The following is a 24,494-nucleotide window of genomic DNA, read 5'->3' on the forward strand; positions in this document are numbered from 1 at the left end:
AGGAGGCGCGGTTCGCATGAGTCACTATGATCCCGTCGTATACAGCCGAATGTTAACGTCTATCACGCTTGGATTTCACATTATCTATGCCACCATCGGTGTGGGCGTCCCCATGCTCATTGCGCTCGCGGAATGGATGGGCATCAAGCGCAAGGATCCTCATTATCTATTACTCGCAAGACGTTGGGCACGCGGTTATACCATTACCGTCGCGGTAGGTGTCGTCACAGGAACGGCGATTGGACTACAACTAAGTCTATTGTGGCCAAGCTTCATGCTCGTCGCGGGACAGTCGATTGCACTGCCGCTCTTCATGGAGACGTTCGCCTTCTTTATCGAAGCGATCTTCCTTGGGATCTATTTATACACATGGAATCGCTTCAAGAATCCAATCCAACATTTCATGCTGCTGATCCCCGTCGTCATCGGTTCATCGGGATCAGCCTTCTTCATTACTTGCGTGAATGCATTCATGAACACCCCTCGAGGGTTCAATATCTCAGACACGGGGAAGTTGACCGATGTTCAGCCATTCCTTGCGATGTTCACCGCGTCCATGCCGACCAAAGCCGCACATGTACTCGCTACAGCCTATGTCACAGCTTCGTTCATCCTAGGTGCTATGGCGGCGATGGCTTTACTTAAGGGCAAGAACCATGTCTATTATCGAAAAGCACTCAAGATCACGATGGTGGCAGGCATCATCTTCTCTCTTGCGACAATTCTTATCGGAGATTTGTCCGGAAAATATCTCGCAGCCTATCAGCCTGAGAAGCTCGCAGCAGGAGAATGGCATTTCGAGACGGAACGTTACGCCCCGCTCATTGTTGGCGGTGTCCTCGATAATCAGAACAAGGTGCACTATGCTGTCAAAATTCCTTTTGCATTAAGCATTCTGGCGCATGGGCTGCCAAGCGCCGAAGTCCAAGGATTGAATGAGACACCCAAAGATCTTCAACCGCCGCTCTGGATCCACTACATGTTCGATCTGATGGTTTCCATTGGCATGCTGCTGTTATTTATTGGTCTCTGGTTCGTCATTGCGATTCGAAGACGGCGCAAATCAGTAGAACCAGCCAAACCGCTGAACAAGCTGTTGCTATCGCTTATCATTGTCGGCGCCCCACTGTCGGTCATCTCGATTGAAGCGGGGTGGATCTATACCGAAGTCGGTAGACAGCCTTGGATTCTTGTTGGATTTATGAAAACAGCAGAAGGAGCTACCAAATCTGGACAAGTTGATCTTATGCTCTGGGTCTTTGTCGCATTATATCTTGTTCTTGGTGTGAGCAGTGCTTATGTCCTGCGGAGAATGTTCAAGCATCATCCGGCGGAAGAAGAATTGAAGGAGGAGGTCTAGCGTATGAGTTATGAAATCTTGGGGATTACCGTATTGTGGATTTTTCTATATGGGTACCTCATCGTTGCATCCATCGATTTTGGAGCTGGCTTCTATAGCTTCTTCAGTCTTATCACAGGGAAAAGGCATCGCATCCACCCGATCGTTGAACGATATCTCGCCCCTGTGTGGGAAGTGACGAATGTCTTCCTCGTCTTCTTCTTCGTCGGCATCATCGGCTTCTTCCCAGAGACGGCGTATTACTATGGTACGTCCCTGCTCGTCCCTGGAAGTATTGCGATTGTTCTCTTGGCCATTCGAGGGGTCTACTATGTCTACAGCCAATATGGGAACCGCAACAATAAATTCTATATGTTCCTCTACGGGGTTAGTGGATTGCTGATTCCAGCATCATTGTCCATTGTGCTGACGTTGTCCGAAGGAGGATATATTCACGAGAACAACGGTGTCGTCTCCCTGGATTACCACGCGCTGTTTACGAGTGGATATTCGTGGTCAGTCGTTGTGTTAGCCATCGTTAGCGTATTGTACATCTCCGCCATGTTCTTGTCGTACTATGCCGGCAAGGCCAAAGACAAGGAAGCCTTAGAAATATTGCGGCGTTATGCGCTATTCTGGTCCGTACCAACCATTCTCTGCAGCTTCTGGGTCTTCTTCTCGATTCAGCGTCATAACCTGGAGCATTTCAACAAAATGGTCGATAATGCCTGGTTCTTTATCGCATCATTCATCTGTTACGCCATCGCTGTGTATCTCGTGTGGAAGCGGAGACGGCTCCAAGTATCCTTCGTCATGGTCATGCTTCAGTTCGGGTTCGCCTTCTTCGGGTATGGCAAATCGCATCTGCCGTACATCTTGGTTCCTTATCTAACGCTGCACGAACACTTTACCAACAAATCGATGGCCCTTGCGCTCGTCATTGTTTTCCTACTCGGACTGCTCGTTCTGGTTCCTTCCTTGTACTTGCTGCTGCGCTTGTTCCTATTCGATGCGCACTATGTTCGAGGCAAGCTCAGTAAAAAATAACGTGGAGGTTCACTGCCTATGGAAGTATTCCTGTTGTTCGTTGCACCGTTTATCATTATTATTCTCGCTGTTGCGGTGCTGTTCTGGTGGGGAACGATCGTGAAAGAGGATCAGGCATAAAAAAACGCCCAACTTTTATTAAAACGTTGGGCGCTATTTATTAGTCACATTAACGCGGCGCGCTTACCTTCTTGTTCATCACAAGCTTGTAACCTACACCCCGAATGGAGTCGATCTGCACGGATTGTTGATTCATCTCCAGCTTCTTCCGTAGCGAACTCACATGGACATCGACGGTTCGTTGTCCGCCAATGTAATCGAATCCCCAGACGACGTTCATCAAGTCATCGCGCGTGATGACCATACCTGGTCGCTGGACTAAATAGAGCAGCACTTCGAATTCTTTCGGACGTAGTGGAATGGCTTCGCCATGCAGCACGACTTCATATTTCTCCGGATAGATCAGGAGCTCTCCGGCATGAATCACATTCTCCTTGGAAGCGGTTTGGGTTAACGAAGTATCATCGCCAGAAGTTCTACGCAGTACAGCCGAGACTCTTGCAAGCAGCTCCGCCACGCCGAATGGCTTCGTAATATAGTCATCGGCACCATGCTTCAAGCCTTGTACGACTTCTTCTTCCGCATTACGCGCTGTCAGAATAATAATTGGCGTCCGCATACCGGATTGCCGGATTCGACTCAAAATCTCAAACCCGTTCATGCCTGGCAGCATAATATCAAGAATAATCAAATCGTACATTTTCTGAAGGGCTGCCTGTAATCCCTCCGTGCCATGATCAATAACCGTAATCTCATATCCATCTTGCGACAAGTTATAGGAGAGTAATCGAGCTAAGGTCGGCTCGTCCTCGATAATTAATATTTTTTGCGGCATGTGAGTCGCAACCTCCTCGTCAAGCTCTTACCGGTCTATTCGCCTCATTCATCATACCATGATTATGTTAACGGAGTGTAAATGTTTTGTAAATCGAAATTAATATTTACGAATTCACTTACTAAAATGCATGCTCTTGAACAACAGGAATTTCAATGACGAACCGAGTACCTACTCCAATCTCGCTGTCCACCGTAATGGTACCATCATGGGAATCAACCAGATGCTTCACAATCGAGAGGCCAAGCCCTGTACCACCTGAACTGCGTGATCTTGCTTTGTCCACCCGATAGAACCGCTCGAAGATCCTCGGCAGATCCGATTTCGGAATCCCCATACCAGTATCGGAGATCGTGAATCGAATCCGTTCATAATCGCCTGCTGCGTTCAAATCGACCGGCTCCAAAATCACCTTCACCTGACCACCCTCTGGGGTATAAGAAATCCCATTCGATACCAAATTCAAGATGATCTGGCGCAGCCGATCTTCATCCGCTTCTGCATAGAGATGTTCAGGAACTTGGACATATAGATCAATGTGTTTTTTCGATGCTTCTGTTCGAAGCACATCAACCGTTGATTCGACGAAGCTTTGCAGCTCTACAGGAGAGAATTGCAGCGGTACACGTTTCGATTCAATTTTGGACAACTCTAGAATATCGCCTATTAACCGGTTCAAGCGTTCACTCTCATCATAAATAATCTGTAAGAAGGAGTTCGCTGTCGCAGGATCATTTACAGCTCCGCTCAGCAAGGTTTCCGCGAACCCTTTGACCGCTGCAATCGGTGTTTTTAGCTCATGGGATACATTCGCGACAAACTCGCTGCGCATCCGCTCCAACCGCCGAATGGCCGATAAATCCTGCATCAACACAAGAATGCCGCCGAAATCCTCTTCCCAGATCATCGGGACGACATCAATCTCTAACAATCGCTCCTCGGGAAAATAAATCGTCACTTCGTCTCGCATCATTTCACGCTTCTCAAGTCCTTCGGCGATCATCTTCGTCAATTCATACTGCTGCTTCACTTCGGTATACCGATGCCCAAGCAAATATCCCGTTTCTTTACCTAGAATATTCTCGGCCATCTGGTTGACGAGCACGATTTTGCCTGTAGGATCAACCATGACAATTCCGTTAATCATATGCTCGAGTACATTTTTCAATCGGTTCTCATTCTCACGAATCAGATTCATCTGAACTTGCAGACTATCCGCCATCGCATTAATCGCCGAGCCAAGCTGCTCAATTTCATCGACATTTTTCACATCGACACGCGTACGGTAATTCATATGTGAAATTTGGTGCGCGACGCGAGTTATTTTCTCAATCGGGCGAGTAAGATTATGGGCAATGCGATAACTGATGATCCCTGCAAGGACAAACATGATCGCTAGACCCACGGTTAGATAGATCCATAAGGCACGAATGCTCGCCTCTACATCTTTAATGCTCATCGCAAGGCGAATATAACCCTCGAAATAAGGCTTATTCTTCACTGGCAACGCAACATATAACATGTTCTCACCCAGCGTATTGCTGTAGCGAATTTCACTACCAAATCCCTTCGCCTTCGCATTCATCACTTCAAGTCGGTCCAAATGGTTATCCATCGACGCCGGATCATGGTCCGAGTCACCTAATACTGTGCCATCCTCACGAATGAACGTTACCCGTGCGCCTGCGGATTTGCTGAGTAGATGAGCCGCCTCCGTCAATTGCTTCATTGCTTCCGGATCCATCGCTTGAATTTGATTCCAATGATAGGTCGCATCAACAATTTTTATTTCCCGGGTCATATTATCTTCCAAAGCCTCGATATGCGACTTCTTGAACATCTGAACCATATAAAAGCCGGAAGCAGCCATCGATAAACCAATAAGGACGATCATGATCACCGTTAGTCGAACTTTGAATTTTTTCATCACACGCATCCTATCTGTTATTATGGTTTACCTCTTATCGTACCGAGACATGCCTTTTTTGGCTAGATGTCGTATTGTTAAGATTTTATGAAGCGCATGAAAAGCAGTTGCCATCGGCTGCTGGATTAGAATGGACAGGACGACCGGAATCGATGCTTGAGGCGTAAAAAAACCCATCGCAATCACAATCCCAAGCGAGATATTCCGCATGCCTGTGGCATACGCAACTGTAACCTGAAGCGCGGGATCGAGGCTTTCCTTCATTAACCATCGTGAACCAATAGCTCCGATCCCATAACAAATGGCTACTAATAGAATAACCATTGGCACGAGCTTCATCATATCCTGTGATAAATCCTTTACGTACGGTGCTATCGCTGAAGCGTTCAATAGAATCACCGCCAGAAAAGCCAGCTTGGAAGTCGGAAGCATGAACGGCGCTGTCTGCGTCTTGGCATGCCCCTTCGATAATTCATGCACAGCGACACCAATCACTGTAGGGAGAACAACTATCAAGATTAAATCCAGCATGACACCCCCTGTATCGATCGACACCATCTGGCCGAACATCCAATCGATCGAATGAGGGACAACCAACGGACTTAACGCTGAATCAAGTACGACCAAGGCTAAGATTAGCGGCACACTCCCTTGCGAAAGCCCCACCCATATGACGGAAGAGACGCCAAGCGGAATCACCGTGAACAACACCATGCCAACGACATAGGGTGAATGCGCACCGAATACAGCCGAACCGAGCAAATAGGCAATTATCGGTGACAGCAGATGAGCTAACCCTAATGTCAACAACATTAAGCCTGGTTTACGGAATACCTGTCTCACATGTCCCACACCGCATCCCATCGCCATCACGAACGTCGAATATCCGAAGAGATATGGGATAGCGCCAATAGCCGGCTGCAGCAATGGAGCAAAAAGAAACCCCAGCAATAAAGCACCCGGGGTCAGTAGGAACATGTATTTATCAACAAATTGACTGAACTGTATGCCAAAGGACCGCATAGCAGATCCTATTTGAACACTGGGTCTTTGAATTGAGATAATTTCGTTAAAGAGTCTTGCTCAACATCTGCATGCAAACTGTTACCATGGGAATCCATCGTTACAATCGCTGCAAACCCTTCAACCTGCAAATGCCACATCGCCTCTGGTATACCGAACTCCATAAAGTCCACACCATTTACTTTGTTCAAGCATTGCGCATAGTATTGCGCTGCGCCGCCGATAGCATTCAGATAGACTGCACCATGTTCTTGCAGTGCCGCGAGCGTCTTTGCACCCATGCCGCCTTTACCGATAACCGCACGGATTCCGAACTTCTTAATAATATCGCCTTGGTAAGGTTCCTCACGAATGCTCGTCGTCGGTCCAGCAGCCTTCACATGCCAGCCGTCCTCATCCTTCAGCATGACAGGTCCGCAGTGGTAGATCACCGCACCATTCAAATCAATCGGTGCATCGTGATCCATCAAATATTTGTGAAGCGCATCTCGGCCCGTGTGCATTTCACCATTAATTACAACAACATCACCAACGCGAAGGGAGCGAATTTGCTCTTCTGTAATCGGCGTTGTGAGTACAACTTCACGGCGTTCCGCCCCTTCAACCTCACGAACCTCTTCTTCAGCAGCGTTGTTCATCGTCACTTCTGTACCTTGCTCATAGATCCATTCTTGAATTTCACCATTCTCTGCGTTAAGCAATACCCCTTGTCTGCGGTAAGCCCAACAGTTGTATGCCACGGATACGAAGAAGCTTGCTGGAAGACGATCCATCACGCCGACTTTACAGCCCAGCAGCGATACTTGTCCGCCGAAGCCCATCGTTCCGATCCCTAATTTATTCGCATTCTCCAAAATATATTCTTCAAGCTTCGCCAGATCTTCAACCTCGTTCACATCATCGACATGACGGAACAGTTGCTGCTTCGCCAGTTCATATCCCGTTGTCCGATCTCCACCGATTCCAACGCCGATAAACCCAGCACTGCAGCCTTGGCCTTGCGCTTGATAGACGGCATGCATAATACATTTGCGAATCCCATCAAGATCGCGACCCGCTTTGCCGAGCCCTTCGAGTTCGGTTGGCAGACTATATTGGATATTCTTATTCTCGCAGCCGCCGCCTTTGAGTATAAGACGCACATCAATATCATCCCGTTCCCATTGTTCGAAATGAATGACCGGCACGCCAGGACCAATATTATCACCGGAGTTCGCACCTGTTAAGGAGTTCACGGAGTTGGGACGCAGCTTGCCGTTCTTCGTCGCCCGTTGAATGGCACTTTTGATTTGCTGCTTCATTACGATTTGGTTCGCCCCAACGGGGGTATGAACGATAAATGTCGGCATCCCGGTATCTTGGCAAATCGGAGATACGTTACATTCCGCCATCTCAATATTCTGAGCGATTGTCGATAGCGCAATCCCTGCGCGGGTCGCCTGATCTTCCGCCTGACGCGCTCTCTTCACTGCACGCCGTACATCCGCCGGCAAATTCGTCGAAGTCTCTACAATCAACTGATAGACGCTTTCTTCAAACTGCTGCATGTTGTCCATTTTCCCCTCTCATGATTCACGAAATCCTATTTTAACCATCGCTACTATCATAGCATAGCTAGCAGGATCTATAAACGCTTTCATGTCCAATGGATGTAAATTGTTGTTTAAAATAACCATTTCGAAGCTGACCCAGATCGACTATGATAGGAGTATATGAAACTGGATAAAGGAGCCCAAATGGATGGAGAAGCATTTCTCAGCCTATATGTATAGGCTTCGCTATATTGAACGATGGAGTCTGATGCGCAATGTCATGCCTGAGAATGTCGCTGAGCACTCTTATCATGTCGCCTTGCTGACCCATATGCTCTGCACGATTGGCAATAGAGAGTTCAACCAGCAAGTGGATACCAATCAAGCCGTCACCATGGCACTGTTCCATGATGCTACGGAAGTCTTCACTGGGGATATCCCTACCCCCGTTAAGCATCATAACCCACGAATTCTCGCGAACTTCCGCGAGATTGAAGAAATTGCCTCAGAGCGGTTAATTAGTATGGTTCCTAACACACTGCTGCCCATATATGAGTCACTGCTCGACAGCAAGAGCGACCAACATCCCGAGCTTCGTGCTTATGTTAAAGCGGCCGATTTACTGGACGCCTATCTCAAGTGCGTTACCGAACTCACGGCAGGGAATCGGGAATTTGCCGAGGCTAAACGCCAGACCGAAGCGAAGCTTCAAGAACTGGCGATGCCAGAGGTCGACTACTTCCTGATCTATCTCGCTCCTAGCTTCGAGAAGACCTTGGATGAATTGTCGGAGACAGAATAATTTTTAGTAAAGCAAAAGAACCGTCGTTCCACTCATTTTGTAATGTGGGACGCGGTTCTATTTTCTTTCCACTGCGGAGTGAACATGATTGGGATCCGAGATCCTTTGTGAACGAATTTCTTAGCTTAAGCTGCGAAGCAACAACGGAGAGGAAGGTTGAAACTGGAGGAGTGGACACGTCCGCCTTTGTTTTCGGATTTCCTCCGTCGACGATTCATTCAAGAAATCCGAAAACAACAGCGGCCGGAAGTTCAACCTTTCTCGGAGTAACATCGCGCAGCCCTGCAATCAGTAAATTCGTTGCAACAGATCTTTAATCACGATTATGTGAGCGACCTATCCGTTCACAATGTCCCCACCATTGACATGAATCATTTGCCCTGTGATATAGGATGCATCATCACTTGCGAGGAAGACATAGCTTGCAGCAAGCTCTTCCGGTTGACCTGGCCGTCCCATTGGCGTATCTGACCCAAAGGTACTAACCTGCTGCTCATCAAAGCTCGCAGGGATGAGCGGTGTCCAGATCGGCCCTGGTGCCACACCATTGACCCGAATGCCCTGTGCGACCAAGGAACCAGCGAGCGAACGGGTGAAGGAGACAATCGCCCCCTTCGTTGCTGAATAATCAATTAACTCTGGACTGCCTTTATAAGCCGTAATCGATGCCGTATTCACGATGCTGCTGCCCTGCTTCAGATGAGGGAGAGCCATCTTCGTCAAATGGAAATAACCGAAGATATTAGTCTTAAAGGTTCGTAGCAGCTGTGCCGTCGTAATATCGGATAGTGACTTCTGCGGATATTGCTCAGCAGCATTGTTCACAACAATATCGAGCTGATCCCATGCATCAATCACCTGCTTCACGGCTGTCTTACAGAAATGCTCCTCCCCAATATCCCCACTGATGGCAATACACTGCCGCCCGAGCTGCTCGACGGCTTGCTTCGTCTCTTGTGCATCTTGCTCCTCATTAAGATAAAGAATGGCTACATCCGCGCCTTCTTTTGCGAAAGCAACCGCAACGGCTCTTCCAATCCCGCTATCGCCTCCGGATATAATCGCTTTCTTGCCTGCTAATTTCCCAGCTGGTTTATAATTTTTGCCCTCAAAAGCAGGTCGCGGTGTCATTTCTGCTTCAATGCCTGGCTGCTGATTCTGATGCTGTGGCGGGTTGATGGCTTTTTGCTTGGGCTGACTTTGTGGCATATTCGATCCTCCTACACTAACATATTCCTTGGTAGGTTACCCCGAATTGGCTGGCCTATAACAACACAGCAAAAACCCCGAGACCATGTGATGGTCTCGGGGTCCTCGTTATATATGGGAGATGGAATTAACCTTGAACGACTTTGATTACGTTACGTACGGAATCAGCCGATTTATCAAGTGCCACTTTCTCATCTGCAGTCAGTTCAAGTTCGAAAATTTTCTCGATACCGTTACCGCCAAGGATTGTCGGTACACCTAAGAACAAGTTGTCATAGCCATATTCGCCTTCAAGCAATGCGATAACTGGAATGATACGTTTCTTGTCCTTGATGATCGCTTCAGCCATTTGAACCAAGGAAGCTGCTGGTGCATAGTATGCACTGCCGTTACCCAGCAGGTTCACGATTTCGCCGCCGCCAACGCGTGTACGTTGAACGATTGCTTCAATTCGATCAGCTGAAATCAATTTCTCGATTGGGATACCGCCAACGTTCGAGTAACGAACGAGTGGTACCATGTCGTCGCCGTGGCCGCCAAGCACGAAACCACGAACATCTTCAACCGATACATTAAGTTCTTGCGCGATGAATGTGCAATAGCGAGCTGTATCCAGAACACCGGATTGACCGATAACACGGTTTTTAGGGAAACCAAGTGTCTCGAACGCTGCAAATGTCATGGCGTCAACGGGGTTACTAAGGATGATGACAATCGAATCTGGGCAATATTTTTTAATATTTTCACAGACCGATTTCACGATACCTGCGTTTGTGTTCACAAGGTCATCACGGCTCATGCCCGGTTTGCGAGCAATCCCTGCCGTTATGATCACGATATCGGAATCTGCTGTATCTTCGTAATTGGAAGTACCGATGATGTTGCTATCGAAGCCTTGTACTGGACTAGCTTCCAACATATCAAGCGCTTTGCCTTTCGTTGGGTTCTCAAGTTGAGGAATATCAAGCAATACAACATCCCCAAGCTCTTTTTGTGCAAGCATTAGTGCTGTAGTTGCTCCTGTAAACCCTGCGCCAACGACGGTAATTTTCTTACGTTGAATAGCCATGATTACGATTGCCCCCCTTAAATGTAACTACATGTTTTTGATAATTTCATCTGCAAATGCAGAGCATTTCACTTCTGTAGCGCCTTCCATGAGGCGGGCAAAATCGTAAGTTACTGTCTTGTTGTTGATGGAAGTCTCCATCCCTTTATAGATGAGGTCTGCAGCTTCCTGCCAGCCCAAATGCTCAAGAAGCATAACGCCGGAAAGGATAACAGAACCTGGGTTAACCACGTCAAGGTCCGCATATTTCGGAGCTGTACCATGCGTAGCTTCGAAGATCGCGTGTCCAGTCACATAGTTGATGTTCGCTCCTGGCGCGATACCGATACCGCCCACTTGCGCTGCAAGCGCATCGGACAAGTAGTCACCGTTCAAGTTGAGCGTAGCGATCACGTCGAAATCTGTTGGACGCGTCAATACTTGCTGCAATGCGATGTCCGCGATTGCGTCTTTAACAAGAATTGCACCTGCTGCAAGCGCATCTGCTTGTGCTTTGTTCGCTTCGTCTACGCCGTCAGCTGCTTTGATGCGATCATATTGATCCCATGTGAATACTTTATCGCCGAACTCTTGCTCAGCCACTTCATATCCCCAGTTCTTGAACGCGCCTTCTGTGAACTTCATGATGTTCCCCTTATGTACAAGGGTCACACTCTTACGTTCATGTTTAATTGCATATTCTACGGCAGCGCGTACCAAACGTTTGGAACCCTCTTCGGATACAGGCTTAATACCAATACCAGAAGTCTCTGGGAAGCGAATTTTCTTCACGCCCATTTCTTGTTGCAAGAATTCAAGCATTTTCTTCACTTCAGCAGAACCTGAAGCATACTCGATTCCAGCATAGATATCTTCTGTGTTCTCACGGAAAATAACCATGTCTACAAGCTCAGGACGTTTCACAGGCGAAGGTACGCCGTCGAAATAACGAACTGGACGCAAGCAAGTATACAAATCTAGTTCTTGACGAAGTGCCACGTTCAAGGAACGAATACCGCCGCCGATTGGCGTTGTAAGAGGTCCTTTGATCGCTACGATATATTCACGAATTGCTGTTAATGTATCATTTGGCAACCATTCGCCGTACGCATTGAATGCTTTCTCCCCTGCGAACACTTCGTACCAAGCGATTTTCTTGTCGCCGTTGTAAGCTTTCTCTACCGCTGCATCTAGCACGCGTTTGGAAGCTTTCCAGATATCACGGCCTGTGCCGTCGCCTTCGATGAACGGAATGATTGGGTTGCTAGGAACCTGAAGTTTCCCGTTATCGATTGTAATTTTGTCGCCTTCTGTTGGTAAAGCAAATTTCTCAAGTTGCATGAATTAAATCCTCCTTCGTCTTCTTACAAATTCTATCTATCAATACTACCTATGATCATACCTGAAAAATTAACGATTTTGAATCGGAATATATTTTTGATTCGTGAGACCTGTATATTCTGCACGAGGACGGATGAGACGGTTGTTCTCATACTGCTCCAAGATATGTGCTGTCCATCCAGATACACGGCTAATTGCAAAGATTGGTGTAAATAGCTCACGTTGAATGCCAAGAATCGTGTAAACCGAAGCAGAGTAAAAATCAACATTCGGCTTGAGGCCCTTCTGGCCTGTTACCATCTCTTCAATGCGAACAGACATATCGTACAATTCCGTGTTGCCTTGCAGCTGGCTCAAATCCTGTGACATCTTCTGCAAATGCTTCGCACGCGGATCGCCGCCCTTATACACGCGATGTCCGAAACCCATAATTTTCTCTTTGTTATCCAGTTTCGTCTGTACATAATCTTCAACACGGTCGAAGGATCCGATCTCTTCGAGCATCACCATAACCGCTTCGTTCGCTCCGCCGTGAAGAGGTCCCTTCAACGCGCCAATAGCTGATGTCACACCAGAATAGATATCTGACAACGTCGCAACCGTTACGCGAGCAGCGAATGTGGAAGCATTCAATTCATGGTCTGCATGAAGAACGAGAGCTTGATTTAGCGCTTTCACAGCTAGTTCGCTAGGTTCCTCACCGTTTAGCATATACAAAAAGTTATGCGCGATGGACACACCGGATTTCGGCGCAATTGGCTCAAGACCTGCACGAAGACGAGACAAAGTAGCTACAATTGTCGGCAATTGTGCTTGAAGCTTAATCGCTTTCCGGATATTCGCTTCAGAACTCATTTCATTCGCTGTTTCATCATACAAAGCAAGTGCAGAGACGGCTGATCGCAATGCTGCCATCGTGTTCGTCCCCGTAGGATATAATCTCATTTGTTCAACCAATTCGGATGGAATCGCAGCGGATTCACTTAGGTCGCGAAGTAATTGATCCAATTCGGATTGCACAGGGAATCTTCCATACCAGAGTAAATAGATTACTTCTTCAAAAGATGCGTGTACTGCAAGATCATCAATATTATAGCCACGGTATGTCAGAACACCGTCAATAATGGAGCTGATCGATGAAGTTGTTGCAACAATTCCTTCCAAGCCTTTTGTCGCTGTCATATACTTCTCTCCTTTGCAATGTTAGCGAAATAAACGTTAAAAAAAGATAAAGCAGCGTGAAATTTGTCTGAAAATGAAAGCGGTTGCCGATTAGATACCTCTATTTGTCAATACTTATTGCTATACTAATAATATAAGACTTTGGATGTTATGTGAACATGAAAAGACGGAAAAGCGAATAGAATTGTTTATCACACCCATCATCTTTTTTTGTAACATATTTCATAGAAGCTATTATTGATGGTACAATAAGCGAAAATCTTCAAAAAAAGGGGCATCCCTATGCGCAATTCATTAAGCATCGGCATCATTGACATCGGATCCAACTCCATTCGTCTCGTCGTATACAATCGTTCAGAGAACGGGGCCTTCCAAGTCATTGATGAGAGTAAATACGCAGCAAGACTTAGCCAACTTGTCGATTCGGAGAATAAGATCGATTTGGATCAACTTCAACCTTTGATTGAACGTTTAAATCATTTCAAACGGATATGTGAAATCCATCAAGCAGATACAATCCGCGTAGCGGCGACAGCTGCGATACGCAATGCGGGCAACCGCAATGCGCTCCTTACGTATTTGCAACAACATACTGGCTTAACGATCGAGGTATTATCCGGCGAGCAGGAAGCCTACTACGGATTTATTAGTATGGCGAACACCATGGATGTCCAAGACGGATTTCTTATAGACATTGGCGGTGGCAGCTCCGAAATCACATTATTTAGAAATCGTAAAATTGTGAATAGTGTATCCTTCCCGTTTGGTTGTGTAAACACATCTAGAACATTCGGGCAGAGTGATCCGCTCTCCGATTCAGATATGAAACGAATACAATCCATGGTAAAACAAGCTATTCAACAGGAGCCGTGGCTTACCAATGCACCTGGCTTGCCTATGATCGGTTTAGGAGGGGCTGCTCGCACCATTGCCAAAATAGAGCAGCTGCGTACGAAATACCCTCTCCAGCGTATTCATCAATACCAAATGGAATCCGAGCAAGTGTCAGATATGCTGGAGCGACTACGAGATCTCCCGCTCGCACAGCGCACCAGTGTGCCCGGATTATCCAAAGACCGTGCGGATATCATCATCCCAGGAATAATTATTCTACAGACGATGTTCCAGCATTGTGGTTGCAGTCATTATATGATGAGCGGCTCTGGCATTCGAGATGGCTTGTTCTACGAGACCATTATGCCGGAGGCACCGATTGTCCCGAACGTATTGGAATATAGCCTGAGAAACTTGATAGCTCTGCATTTATCCGCTTTACCAAAGGATCATGTCGAACAGGTTAACCGGCTTGGGAATCAGCTCTTCTATAGCCTTCATGAGGACAAGCAATTTAAGTTAACTGTGCAGGACGGGCTGTATTTGCACATCAGCTCTTTGCTCTATCGAGTCGGTACCATCATTGATTATTACGGGTACAGTCAACATACGTTCTATCTGATCATGAATGCACGTCTTTATGGTCTGACTCATCGGGAGCTAATCCTTTGTGCTATGATTGCCTCATATACAACCAAGAGCCGTGCGCGTCAAGTCGTTGCCGAGTACAAAGAAATACTTGATGAGAGTGATTATCCACGACTATGCAAGCTAGGGTCTTTGTTGCAGCTTGCTATTGCACTCGACAAAAGTGAAACGCAATCCATAGAATCATTAAATATTCAGATTCGGAAAAACAAATTGCGAATTCAGGCCTTACACCATCACGGTATCGCCTTTGAACAAATGGAAGTGCAAGGTGTAGCAAAAGAGTTCAAAAAAGCGTGGGATCTTACCCCTATACTAACATCTGAGCTTTGAACCACTCGTCTCATCTTGAGTCGCTTTACGATGAACCAAAAACAGGGTGTTCTCCGAACTGTCACAAGCTCGAAGAACACCCTGTTTGCGTTATTTCTTTCGCCCTATGGTTTTCTCAATATCAGACACGAACGGGCACAGACTTCCATGCTTCAATATGCATTGCTTCGAACTGACTGCGGCATGTTTGATTCTCCCGTCTCACACGCATATATGTACCATTCAATTGCAATTCCCTTGCCTTTGAATTATCTCTTAATTTTAAATCCAGCATTCGAATCAAAGACTTACGGAGCGCCTTATCGAACACAGGACACATAAGTTCAATACGACGCGTCAAATTCCGTGTCATCCAATCGGCACTCGATAAATATACTTCTTCGTCTTCGCCGTTCTTGAAATAGATGATTCGGGAATGCTCCAAGAAACGATCCACAATGCTAATAACACGAATATTCTCACTTAAGCCAGGTACTCCGGGTCTTAAACAGCACACCCCTCGAACGATAAGATCAATTCGAACACCCATCTGTGAAGCAGCGTAGAGCTGATCGATCATTTCTTGATTGGACAAAGAATTAATCTGTGCGATGATATGCGCTTCTTTACCTTCTGAGGCCCATTTCATTTCGCGTTTGATTTTGCTGATTAGCTTGTCCTTCAATTCTGTCGGTGCCACGACGAACGCCTGCCAATCATGCGGTGCAGAATATCCGGTCACCTCATTGAACAGCAGCGACGCATCTTCGCCGATTACCGAATTGGATGTGAACAGACCGACATCCGTGTATAGCTTGGCCGTATTTTCGTTATAATTGCCTGTCCCCACATGGACATACCGACGGAGCATAGACTGTTCGCGCCTTACGACAAGCGTAATCTTCGCATGCGTCTTTAAGCCCACAAGTCCGTATACGACGTGACAGCCTGCTTTCTCGAGCTGACGTGCCCATGCAATATTCCGTTCTTCATCGAATCGCGCCTTCAGCTCCACGACGACGGTCACTTGCTTCCCGGATTCCGCGGCCCTCGCCAACGCTTGGACAAGAATAGAGTTGCCTGAGACGCGGTATAGCGTCATTTTGATCGCTAACACATCGGGGTCATCCGCTGCTTGACATATAAAATCGTTCACCACATCAAATGACTCGTAAGGATGATACATTAGCACATCCTTCATCCTCAACACACTGAACAAATCATCGGCATCTACGAGCTCATCCGGATACACCGGATCCAGCTTCGGATATCGCAGATGGTCCGCATTCTGAAGTGACATTGCGAACTTCATCAGAAAGCTTAAGTCAATTGGACCATCAATCGTAAACACATGCTCCATAATTTCGAATTCTTCTTGAAGCAGTTGAAGTGCATAGGGGTGCATCCCCGATTCAATTTCGAGTCGGACCGGAACGCCCCAACGCCGCCGCCTTAGCTCCTTCTCAATCTCTTCCAGCAAATCTTCTGCGCCTTCTTCATCCAGTGTCAGGTCGGCGTTCCTAGTCATTCGGAAACCATGAACGGCAACAGGAATATAGCCGCTGAACAGAATCTCGATATGTACTTTGATCAAGTCTTCTAACAGGATGAATTCCTGCTTCTTGCTGTTCGTTCGATTAGGTACATGAATATACCTCGGAAGGATCGACGGGACCTGTACGACCGAAAAGAACGGCTCCTGTTCGGGTTCCTGCAATTTATCCGGCCCATATACTCTCCGCTGCAGCACGACAGCTAGATACAGCTCGTTCGTATGAACAAGAGGGAATGGCCGACTCTGATCCACCGCCATCGGAGTTAATACCGGGAATACAATTTCATCAAAATAGATCTGCATGGCCTTCTGCTGCGTACTATTTAAATCATCAAAGGTCGTAAATACCAACCCTTCTTTATGCAAACTCCGGATTAATTCACGATACGTTCGATACTGATCGGTCACCGCTTTACTCGTACGCTTCATAAGGCGTTTTAATAACCCTGAAGGCGTATAGCCGGTAAAATCTTTTTTGTGATATCCAAGTCGTAATTGATCATGAATCCCTGCGACACGCACACTCATAAACTCATCCAAATTGCTTGATACAATCGATAAAAATTTCACCCGTTCCAATAGCGGCGTCTCTGGATCCTGCGCCTCTTCCAGAACACGGCGATTAAATTCCAACCAGCTTAAGTCACGATTCACATATTTTGCAGAAATCATCCGTGTCCGAAGTCCTTTCTCCTCAAGGGATTCCCCTTAATTCTGTAATGAGTCTATTATCCATCAAGAATGTTCGGACAGTTTTAAGATTTTGTAAACGGAGTGTAAACGCAAAATAAAGTCGTGATTTGAAAGGAACAAGCATAGATATCAATAGACAAGTCCAAATCGGAAATTCTTCAAAGGAGCGATCTCCTTGGATCACTTAATTGTTAAAAAAATCCTTCGCGGCTGTTGGGTGTTATTCATCTTTACTGTGTTTATTTATGCGCTTTACTGGGTAACCCCACTCATCTATCCGTTCATTCTGGCTTGGATCATCGCTTATTTCCTGAATCCAATCGTTAATATGCTCGAACGAAAGGGGAAAATGCCAAGGTGGCTTGCCGTGACCATCGCAATCCTCGGGTTCGTCGTTACCATGCTCACCATCGTGTCCGCTGTCATTACACGCATCATTATCGAGATCTTCAACCTCTCGCAATCACTCGAAGGCAGTATTAATGATCTGAAAAATATGCTCGTGAACGTTCTAGAGAACGAACAATTGAATAGATTCATCACCCAAATCAGCTCATTCTATGAAAATAACCGAAATGTGCAGGACACAATCAATAACAATATGAATCATACAGCGCAAACCTTGACCGATGCCGTCTCGAATCTCATCAGCTCCATGCTCAACAGTATCCTGTCGATTCTCTCGTCGCTCCCCAATATTGCAACGATCTTCATCGTGGTGATCCTCGCCGTCTTCTTTATCAGTAAAGATTGGGCGGATCTCATGCGATGGGTACGCAAATGGCTGCCAGAACGTGTCCAGCAGCCAATATCGATCATATGGGTTGATCTTCAGAAAGCGCTATTCGGATATCTCCGAGCGCAGTTTATCGTCATCTCATTAACAGCTATTGTCGTCATCATTGGTCTCATTATCCTACATATTCAATATGCGATTACAATTGGATTACTTATAGGACTATTGGACCTTATGCCTTACCTCGGGGTTGGAATCGCGATGATACCGTGGATTGCTTATTCTTACATGAGTGGAAACCATAATCAAGCCATAGGTCTCAGCATACTCTATTGCGTCGTTCTCATTGCAAGACAAATTGTAGAGCCTAAAGTGCTTGCTTCAAGCGTGGGGTTAAATCCACTTCCTACACTAATCGCCATGTTCGTGGGACTTCAGCTTTTCGGCATCCTGGGACTTATCATTGGTCCTGTGACACTTGTGATTGCATCCGCTATCCAACGCGCGAACGTGTTCCGTGACGTATGGCACTATATTTTCAGAGGCGGTCGTCAAATCTAACGGCGATAAATTGTAAATTTGCCATTCTGCATTTTCTTCATAATCCACATCAGAATCAACCAGCGGTAAAAAGGCCGGGTCAGTGGAAATGCCAACGTAAACCCAATAATATCTGTAATAAAGCCAGGGATGATGAGTAACCAGCCGCCAAGGAGCACACAAATGCCGTCAATAAAGGTGCGTCCAGGGACTTTCCCCTCACTCATTTGCCGCTTGGCATCTTCCAGCACCTTCATGCCTTCAAATCGCGTGATCGCAATACCCAGTAGAGAGGTTAGAGCTATCACGAGCAAGGTGTAGAGGCCACCGATCCAGCTGCTTACAAGTGTAATACCAAAAGCTTCTACGACAAAAACCGCTAACACGATCCATATGCTATTTCTAAGCATCCGGGTCCATCCTTTCTACTGCTTGTTCTAAACAGATAAATAGTTCTGGCGCTTCCTTATCCATACGCACTGGACGAAAATCGCGATTGACCCAAACATGGTGTGTCTCACCGGATACGAGAAGTTTGCCTTCAGGCATCGTTGACGATGGGGAGGAATCTAATGCATTGCGCTCCTCATCCGAGAAGAGGCGAACCTCTGATTGGAAATGCAGCTTCCGTGAACTATAAGCAGCGATCCGGGTACATACGGTGATTTGGTCATCATATCTCGCAGGCATCCGGAATTTTGTCATTAACTCCGTCACAGGCAGCAATAATCCACGTTTCTCGATATCAATGTATTGGATTCCTAACTCGCGAATGAGCTCTGTACGCCCAATTTCGAACCAGTTCAAGTAATTCGCATGATACACGACACCCATCTGGTCTGTCTCTTGATATCTTACCCGTAATTGCGTATAAAACCAACGGCTATATTGCTCCATTTCCATCATTGTACCAAGACTCCTTTTTTGCAAAAAAAGAGCAATGGCTTGTCCCATTGCTCTTCCTTTTTCACTTGCTATCTATAATGAATTAACGTTTTTTCGCGTGGCAAACTTTGATCAAGTTCGTCGAACCGGATTGTCCTGTTGGTACACCAGCAGTAATCACGATAAGATCATCCTCTTCAACAAGACCGGAGTTAAATCCACCTTGGATCGCGCTGTCGAACATGCTGTCTGTCGATGTTGCAACTTCACCTTTAACCGGGATAACACCCCAAGTTAACGCAAGACGACGCATCACTTGGTCTTCAGGAGTTACAGCAACAATCGGTGCTTTTGGACGGTATTTGGATACCATACGCGCTGTGTAACCGGATTGTGTCGAGCTGATGATTGCTTTCGCATCCAAATCTAATGCAGAGCTTGCAACTGCTTGGCTGATCGCTTCTGTAACAGAAGCTTGTTGTGCTAAACGTTGTTTGAAGAACAGCTCACGGTAATGAAGTGCTGACTCTGCACGCTCAGCAATACGAGACATCGTCTCAACGGACTCAACAGGATATTTCCCTGCTGCTGTCTCACCCGATAGCATGATTGCATCTGTACCGTCGAAAATCGCATTCGCTACGTCACTTGCTTCAGCGCGCGTAGGTCTTGGGTTACGTTGCATGGAATCAAGCATTTGAGTTGCTGTGATAACCGGCTTACCTGCACGATTACATTTCTCGATCATCAATTTCTGTGCAAGAGGTACTTCTTCAGCTGGGATCTCAACACCAAGGTCACCACGAGCAACCATTAGGCCGTCAGACACTTCAAGGATTTCGTCCAAGTTGTCAACACCTTGTTGGTTCTCGATTTTGGAGATGATTTGGATATGCTGAGCGTTGTGCTTCTCAAGCAATTCACGAATTTCAAGCACGTCGCTAGCTTTACGAACGAACGAAGCCGCGATGAAGTCGATTCCTTGCTCAATCCCGAAGCGAATATCGCTTGCATCTTTTTCTGTGATCCCTGGCAAAGAAATTTTAACGCCTGGAACGTTAACACCTTTCTTGCTCTTGATTGTGCCGCCATTCACAATTTTACACTTGATTTCAGTTCCTTGGACCTCAGTAACCGTTAGACCAATTAGACCGTCATCGATAAGAATCGTGGATCCAACTTCGACATCATTCGGCAACTGTTCATATGTAACCGAAATGCGATCTTTATCGCCAAGGATTTCTTCTGTCGTTAATGTAATGAATTCGTCTTGAACCAATTCGATCGGCTCAACAGCCAATTTACCAGTACGAATCTCAGGACCTTTCGTGTCTAGTAGAATCGCAACCGTTTTATTTAATTCCTGGCAGGCTTGACGAATCGTCTTGATTCGATTGCCGTGCTCTTCAAAATCACCATGGGAAAAATTAAGACGTGCTACATTCATGCCAGCTAGAATCAATTTCTTTGTATTCTCTAGGGATTCGCTGGATGGTCCGATCGTACATACAATTTTAGTTTTGCGCATTATGGTTTCCTCCGTTTTCAAAGCATCTCTTCACAACTAATAAATTTACAACAAAATAGCATTTTTGTACATGAGAATTGTCATAACTACAATATCATCAGTCTCTCCAACTGAACCTTCGGCCAATCATTAAACTTCATCAAAGGTAAACTTACCAATTTTCCGAAATTTATGATAACGGTCTTCAAGTAATTGTTCGGTCGACATTTCTCTTAACTCAGATAATTGTTTCTCTATGGCAATCTTGATCCATTCCGCCTGCGAAGTCAAATCTTTGTGTGCGCCTCCACGAGGTTCTGGAACGATCTCCTCAATAATTTCCATCCGTAGCAAATCGGAAGCTGTGATCTTTAGAGCTTCTGCCGCTTGATCGGCTTTGCCTGCGTCTTTCCATAAAATTGAAGCCGCACCATTCGGTGAAATTGCGGAATAAATCGCATTCTCTAGCATGATCACGCGATTCCCAACGCCGAGTGCAAGTGCGCCGCCGCTTCCGCCTTCCCCGATCACAACGCAAATAATCGGTACCCGAAGCAGCATCATATCACGTAAATTTCGTGCGATAGCTTCCGATTGCCCGCGTTCTTCAGCGGTGTTCCCTGGGTAAGCGCCTTTGGTATCGATAAACGTAATGATCGGACGGTTAAACTTGTCCGCTTGCTGCATCAAACGAAGCGCTTTGCGGAATCCTTCAGGATGCGGGCTCCCAAAGAAACGCGCGATATTATCTTTCATATCTTTCCCGCGTTGGTGTCCAATAACTGTAACCGGCAAGCCGTTTAATTTCGCTAAACCGCCTACAATGGCCATATCATCGCCGTACAACCGATCACCATGAAGTTCCATGAAGTCGGTAAAAATCGCTTGAATGAAGTCAAGCGATGTCGGGCGCCCCTGATGACGTGCAAGATGCATTTTCTGAGAAGGGGATATGTTCGTGTACACTTCTTCCTCTAATTGCTTATAACGCTCTTCAAGGCGCGCAATTTCATCCGTGAAATCGATACCCTTCTCTGAGCCAAATTGCTTCAGTTCATCAATTTTTTTGCGCATTTCGACGAGAGCCGTCTCAAAAGGCATTTCATTCGCCATGTGAAACATCCCCCTTCACCGTGTGGAAATCAAGCAATTTGGTCAATGTACTCCGCATATCTTTGCGATGAACGACCATGTCGAGTTGTCCATGCTTCATGTTAAACTCCGCCGTCTGGAAGTTATCAGGCAGCTTCTGGCGAATCGTCTGTTCGATAACAATACGACCCGCAAAGCCTGCACTCGCGCCAGGCTCGGCCAAAATGAAGTCGCCCAGCATCGCAAAGCTCGCCGATACCCCACCAAAGGTCGGATCGGTGAAGACAGAAATATAGAGCCCGCCTTGTTCATGGAATTTCGCAAGTGCCGCGCTCGTCTTCGCCATTTGCATGAGGCTAATGATCCCTTCTTGCATCCGTGCACCGCCGGAAGTCGAGAAGATAATAAGTGGATATTTCTTCTGCATTGCCGTCTCAATAGCGCGCGTCACTTTCTCGCCGACAACGCTACCCATACTACCGCTGAAGAAATCGAAGCTCATAACGGCAAGGACGACCGGATACCCTCCGATCGTTCCTTCACCGGTTACAACCGCTTCTTGTAGACCGGAATTGGCCTTTTGCTGCTCTACTTTCTTGGTATAGCCAGGGAATTCCAATGGGTCTTCCGAAATCATATTCGCATCGTATTCGAAGAAGCGACCTTCGTCGACCGTAAGCGCAATACGATCTCTTGCACTTAGACGCATATGATGTCCACAGTTCGAACACACCATAAGACTCTTCTCTAATTCCTTCGTAAAGTGAATCGTGCCGCATTTGGAGCACTTATTCATAAGTCCTTCAGGAATTTCGCGTTTCGGACGCTCGCCTTCTTCCGCCCCGCCCGTGCGTACCGTGCGTTCGGAAGGAACTGTTGCGTACTTTCTTTTTTTCTGGAATAAGTCTTTTAACACAACTACACCCCACAAAAGCCTTATTTTTGTTACCTATTTCGAATAGTTCGAATAAATAGTATCTATTACGAATTTAATATTGAGTTCAATACTTCTTGAACTTCCTCCAGTTCGCCTGAAGGAACTAAAATTTCAAACTGCTGCTTCGATAGATTAATAGGGCGGACTTGCACCAAAAAACCTTCTTCGGACAGTTTCGACTTCAGTCTGTCTGCAATCTTCGCTGTAGGAGCAATATAAATAACCGTCCACATGCGCTTCGTCCTCCTTAACCTCACAAATTAGCCCAATTAATGCAATAATGATAACATAACTCCCATTTTAACATCAAGAATGCTTCTTACGTAGCATCGGGAGGATTCAGTGGATATGCAATGGCCCGCGGGTCGGCATGCGCGATTCTGGCTGATGCCGCTGCGGCTAACCCAGCAACAAGATCATCCAGAAAAACATGAATATGCGGACCCTTCGAATTTAGTTGATGAATGATTCCTATCTTCTCTTTATCCAAATAGCCAAAGCTTGTCAACCCGATCATCCCGTATACATTCGTAATGCCGAGAGCGAGTGTCTCATCAACGCCAAAAAGGGATTCATCCGCTTCCATAATGGCTTGCAATGGCTGCGGCAGCTTCTTCTGCTCTGCAAGTTCATCCAAAGCAATGCCGGTATACAGTGTATATTGGACTTCCCGCTTATGCAATACCGCAATCACACTATCTTCACAATCTTTCATGGTTAATCTAGGGTTATATGCAATCTGCAGCTTGTGAACAATTTCCGTAATCGATTGAATCGTAACTCCGCGCCGCTCCAGCATTTTTACTACGATTTCATATGACATACGCTTCTCCCACCTGTCCTTTGAGTGTAACCTAAATGTATGCAGATGGAAGATCAAATGTTCATAGAAACGTAAAAATTTATTTTTTTAAAATTGAAAGAATGCGTTGTTTTCAAGGTGCTTATCACCAATATTTCCTTAATATAGGATGAGCAACCATAAGATTGAAAGTCAGGCTATTCACCTTGCACAAAACCGGATCAATTGCTCGGATCACATCTACTACTAACGAACTCCTTAAGCCTTATTCGTATCAAAACAGTCTACAGACTCGCTAAGGAACTCCAAGATCGTTATTTCCTCTAAAATTGCATGAAATCATAACTTTTGAGCGCAATAACGCTACTGGAGTTCCTTAGACTGAAAATCAACCGTTATTTGTACGAATAACGCGTCTACGATTCGTTACACGCTGATGCGAGCGTCGCATAGACGTACCTACCTTCTAGTTTGAACGCAAGATTCGACGCAGAGTAAACTTCCTCGAAAATACTTCGTGATCAAAAGCCGCAGGGGCTTTTCAGCACCGAGAAGGTTGCGTGAAAACGAAGCCAGGCTTCCGAAGCGAGTTTTCCTCCGGAAAACTT

Annotated in this window: 22 protein-coding genes; 6 read left to right on the forward strand and 16 right to left on the reverse strand. The window is 46.2% G+C overall.

All coding sequences use genetic code 11. The features are described from left to right. The first annotated feature begins 16 nt into the window (after positions 1-16). Genes ACFQZR_RS22790 through cydS form a run of 3 tightly spaced genes read left to right on the forward strand, consistent with a single transcriptional unit; the run spans position 17 to position 2,506 of the window. Positions 17-1,360, forward strand: coding sequence for a cytochrome ubiquinol oxidase subunit I (locus tag ACFQZR_RS22790; RefSeq protein ID WP_379350191.1), 1,344 nt, complete (start codon positions 17-19; stop codon positions 1,358-1,360). A gap of 3 nt (positions 1,361-1,363) precedes the next feature. Continuing rightward, positions 1,364-2,386 carry a cytochrome d ubiquinol oxidase subunit II gene (locus tag ACFQZR_RS22795; protein ID WP_018756064.1) on the forward strand — a complete coding sequence of 341 codons (1,023 nt, stop codon included), beginning with the start codon at positions 1,364-1,366 and terminating at the stop codon, positions 2,384-2,386. A gap of 18 nt (positions 2,387-2,404) precedes the next feature. Then, on the forward strand, positions 2,405-2,506 hold the full coding sequence (cydS, locus tag ACFQZR_RS22800) for a cytochrome bd oxidase small subunit CydS family protein (RefSeq protein ID WP_018756065.1): 102 nt from the start codon (positions 2,405-2,407) through the stop codon (positions 2,504-2,506). A gap of 49 nt (positions 2,507-2,555) precedes the next feature. On the opposite strand, the gene ACFQZR_RS22805 is transcribed toward cydS, so the two are convergent. The 4 genes from ACFQZR_RS22805 to ACFQZR_RS22820 all read right to left on the reverse strand — a co-directional run bounded on the left by ACFQZR_RS22805 (position 2,556) and on the right by ACFQZR_RS22820 (position 7,778). Next, positions 2,556-3,281, reverse strand: coding sequence for a response regulator transcription factor (locus tag ACFQZR_RS22805; RefSeq protein WP_018756066.1), 726 nt, complete (start codon positions 3,279-3,281; stop codon positions 2,556-2,558). 121 nt (positions 3,282-3,402) lie between these two features. Further along, positions 3,403-5,208: a two-component system histidine kinase PnpS gene (pnpS, locus tag ACFQZR_RS22810; protein WP_379350197.1), complete on the reverse strand. Its 1,806-nt coding sequence runs from the start codon at positions 5,206-5,208 to the stop codon at positions 3,403-3,405. 27 nt (positions 5,209-5,235) lie between these two features. Then, on the reverse strand, positions 5,236-6,186 hold the full coding sequence (locus ACFQZR_RS22815) for a bile acid:sodium symporter family protein (RefSeq protein WP_379350199.1): 951 nt from the start codon (positions 6,184-6,186) through the stop codon (positions 5,236-5,238). 53 nt (positions 6,187-6,239) lie between these two features. After that, positions 6,240-7,778: a fumarate hydratase gene (locus ACFQZR_RS22820; protein WP_379350201.1), complete on the reverse strand. Its 1,539-nt coding sequence runs from the start codon at positions 7,776-7,778 to the stop codon at positions 6,240-6,242. 193 nt (positions 7,779-7,971) lie between these two features. On the opposite strand from ACFQZR_RS22820, the gene yfbR reads away from it, so the two are divergent. Next, on the forward strand, positions 7,972-8,565 hold the full coding sequence (yfbR, locus tag ACFQZR_RS22825; RefSeq protein WP_379350203.1) for a 5'-deoxynucleotidase: 594 nt from the start codon (positions 7,972-7,974) through the stop codon (positions 8,563-8,565). 336 nt (positions 8,566-8,901) lie between these two features. On the opposite strand, the gene ACFQZR_RS22830 is transcribed toward yfbR, so the two are convergent. From ACFQZR_RS22830 to citZ, 4 genes are all read right to left on the reverse strand, one after another. Next, complete coding sequence (locus tag ACFQZR_RS22830) at positions 8,902-9,774, reverse strand: SDR family oxidoreductase (RefSeq protein ID WP_379350205.1); 873 nt, start codon at positions 9,772-9,774, stop codon at positions 8,902-8,904. A gap of 127 nt (positions 9,775-9,901) precedes the next feature. Then, on the reverse strand, positions 9,902-10,843 hold the full coding sequence (gene mdh / locus ACFQZR_RS22835; protein ID WP_379350207.1) for a malate dehydrogenase: 942 nt from the start codon (positions 10,841-10,843) through the stop codon (positions 9,902-9,904). 27 nt (positions 10,844-10,870) lie between these two features. Beyond that, complete coding sequence (gene icd / locus ACFQZR_RS22840) at positions 10,871-12,163, reverse strand: NADP-dependent isocitrate dehydrogenase (protein ID WP_379350209.1); 1,293 nt, start codon at positions 12,161-12,163, stop codon at positions 10,871-10,873. A 69-nt stretch (positions 12,164-12,232) separates the two neighbouring features. Then, positions 12,233-13,345: a citrate synthase gene (gene citZ, locus ACFQZR_RS22845; protein ID WP_379350211.1), complete on the reverse strand. Its 1,113-nt coding sequence runs from the start codon at positions 13,343-13,345 to the stop codon at positions 12,233-12,235. 282 nt (positions 13,346-13,627) lie between these two features. Here citZ and ACFQZR_RS22850 point away from each other — a divergent pair, with 282 nt between their 5' ends. Next, the gene (locus tag ACFQZR_RS22850) at positions 13,628-15,160 is read left to right on the forward strand and encodes a Ppx/GppA phosphatase family protein (protein WP_379350213.1); all 1,533 of its coding nucleotides are present in this window, start codon (positions 13,628-13,630) and stop codon (positions 15,158-15,160) included. A gap of 121 nt (positions 15,161-15,281) precedes the next feature. Here the strand turns inward: ACFQZR_RS22850 and ppk1 are convergent, their stop codons facing one another. Then, positions 15,282-17,366, reverse strand: a complete 2,085-nt coding sequence (gene ppk1, locus ACFQZR_RS22855) for a polyphosphate kinase 1 (protein WP_379350215.1) — start codon at positions 17,364-17,366, stop codon at positions 15,282-15,284. Positions 17,367-17,562: 196 nt separating this feature from the next. Here ppk1 and ytvI point away from each other — a divergent pair, with 196 nt between their 5' ends. Continuing rightward, entirely contained in the window at positions 17,563-18,684 is a 1,122-nt protein-coding gene (ytvI, locus tag ACFQZR_RS22860) for a sporulation integral membrane protein YtvI (RefSeq protein WP_379350217.1), read from the forward strand. Here ytvI and ACFQZR_RS22865 read toward each other — a convergent pair. The 7 genes from ACFQZR_RS22865 to ACFQZR_RS22895 form a co-directional block, all read right to left on the reverse strand. Next, positions 18,681-19,073: an FxsA family protein gene (locus ACFQZR_RS22865; RefSeq protein WP_379350219.1), complete on the reverse strand. Its 393-nt coding sequence runs from the start codon at positions 19,071-19,073 to the stop codon at positions 18,681-18,683. The two genes, ytvI and ACFQZR_RS22865, sit on opposite strands and share 4 nt — an antisense overlap. Continuing rightward, positions 19,066-19,569 (reverse strand): acyl-CoA thioesterase, encoded by a 504-nt coding sequence (locus ACFQZR_RS22870; RefSeq protein ID WP_379350221.1) that lies wholly within the window; start codon positions 19,567-19,569, stop codon positions 19,066-19,068. The genes ACFQZR_RS22865 and ACFQZR_RS22870 overlap by 8 nt, the downstream gene beginning before the upstream one ends. Before the next feature lie 82 nt (positions 19,570-19,651). Continuing rightward, complete coding sequence (gene pyk / locus ACFQZR_RS22875) at positions 19,652-21,076, reverse strand: pyruvate kinase (protein WP_379350223.1); 1,425 nt, start codon at positions 21,074-21,076, stop codon at positions 19,652-19,654. Between the two features lie 129 nt (positions 21,077-21,205). Continuing rightward, positions 21,206-22,168 carry an acetyl-CoA carboxylase carboxyltransferase subunit alpha gene (locus ACFQZR_RS22880; RefSeq protein ID WP_379350226.1) on the reverse strand — a complete coding sequence of 321 codons (963 nt, stop codon included), beginning with the start codon at positions 22,166-22,168 and terminating at the stop codon, positions 21,206-21,208. Then, on the reverse strand, positions 22,158-23,063 hold the full coding sequence (gene accD, locus ACFQZR_RS22885) for an acetyl-CoA carboxylase, carboxyltransferase subunit beta (RefSeq protein ID WP_018756082.1): 906 nt from the start codon (positions 23,061-23,063) through the stop codon (positions 22,158-22,160). Before accD ends, ACFQZR_RS22880 begins: the two co-directional genes overlap by 11 nt. A gap of 65 nt (positions 23,064-23,128) precedes the next feature. After that, positions 23,129-23,317: a hypothetical protein gene (locus ACFQZR_RS22890; protein ID WP_018756083.1), complete on the reverse strand. Its 189-nt coding sequence runs from the start codon at positions 23,315-23,317 to the stop codon at positions 23,129-23,131. Between the two features lie 86 nt (positions 23,318-23,403). Further along, positions 23,404-23,907 carry a phosphatidylglycerophosphatase A family protein gene (locus tag ACFQZR_RS22895; RefSeq protein ID WP_379350229.1) on the reverse strand — a complete coding sequence of 168 codons (504 nt, stop codon included), beginning with the start codon at positions 23,905-23,907 and terminating at the stop codon, positions 23,404-23,406. Between the last annotated feature and the right edge of the window lie 587 nt (positions 23,908-24,494).

The sequence above is a fragment of the Paenibacillus sp. GCM10027629 genome (assembly GCF_042676425.1).
In the GTDB taxonomy this organism is placed as follows: domain Bacteria; phylum Bacillota; class Bacilli; order Paenibacillales; family Paenibacillaceae; genus Paenibacillus_K; species Paenibacillus_K terrigena.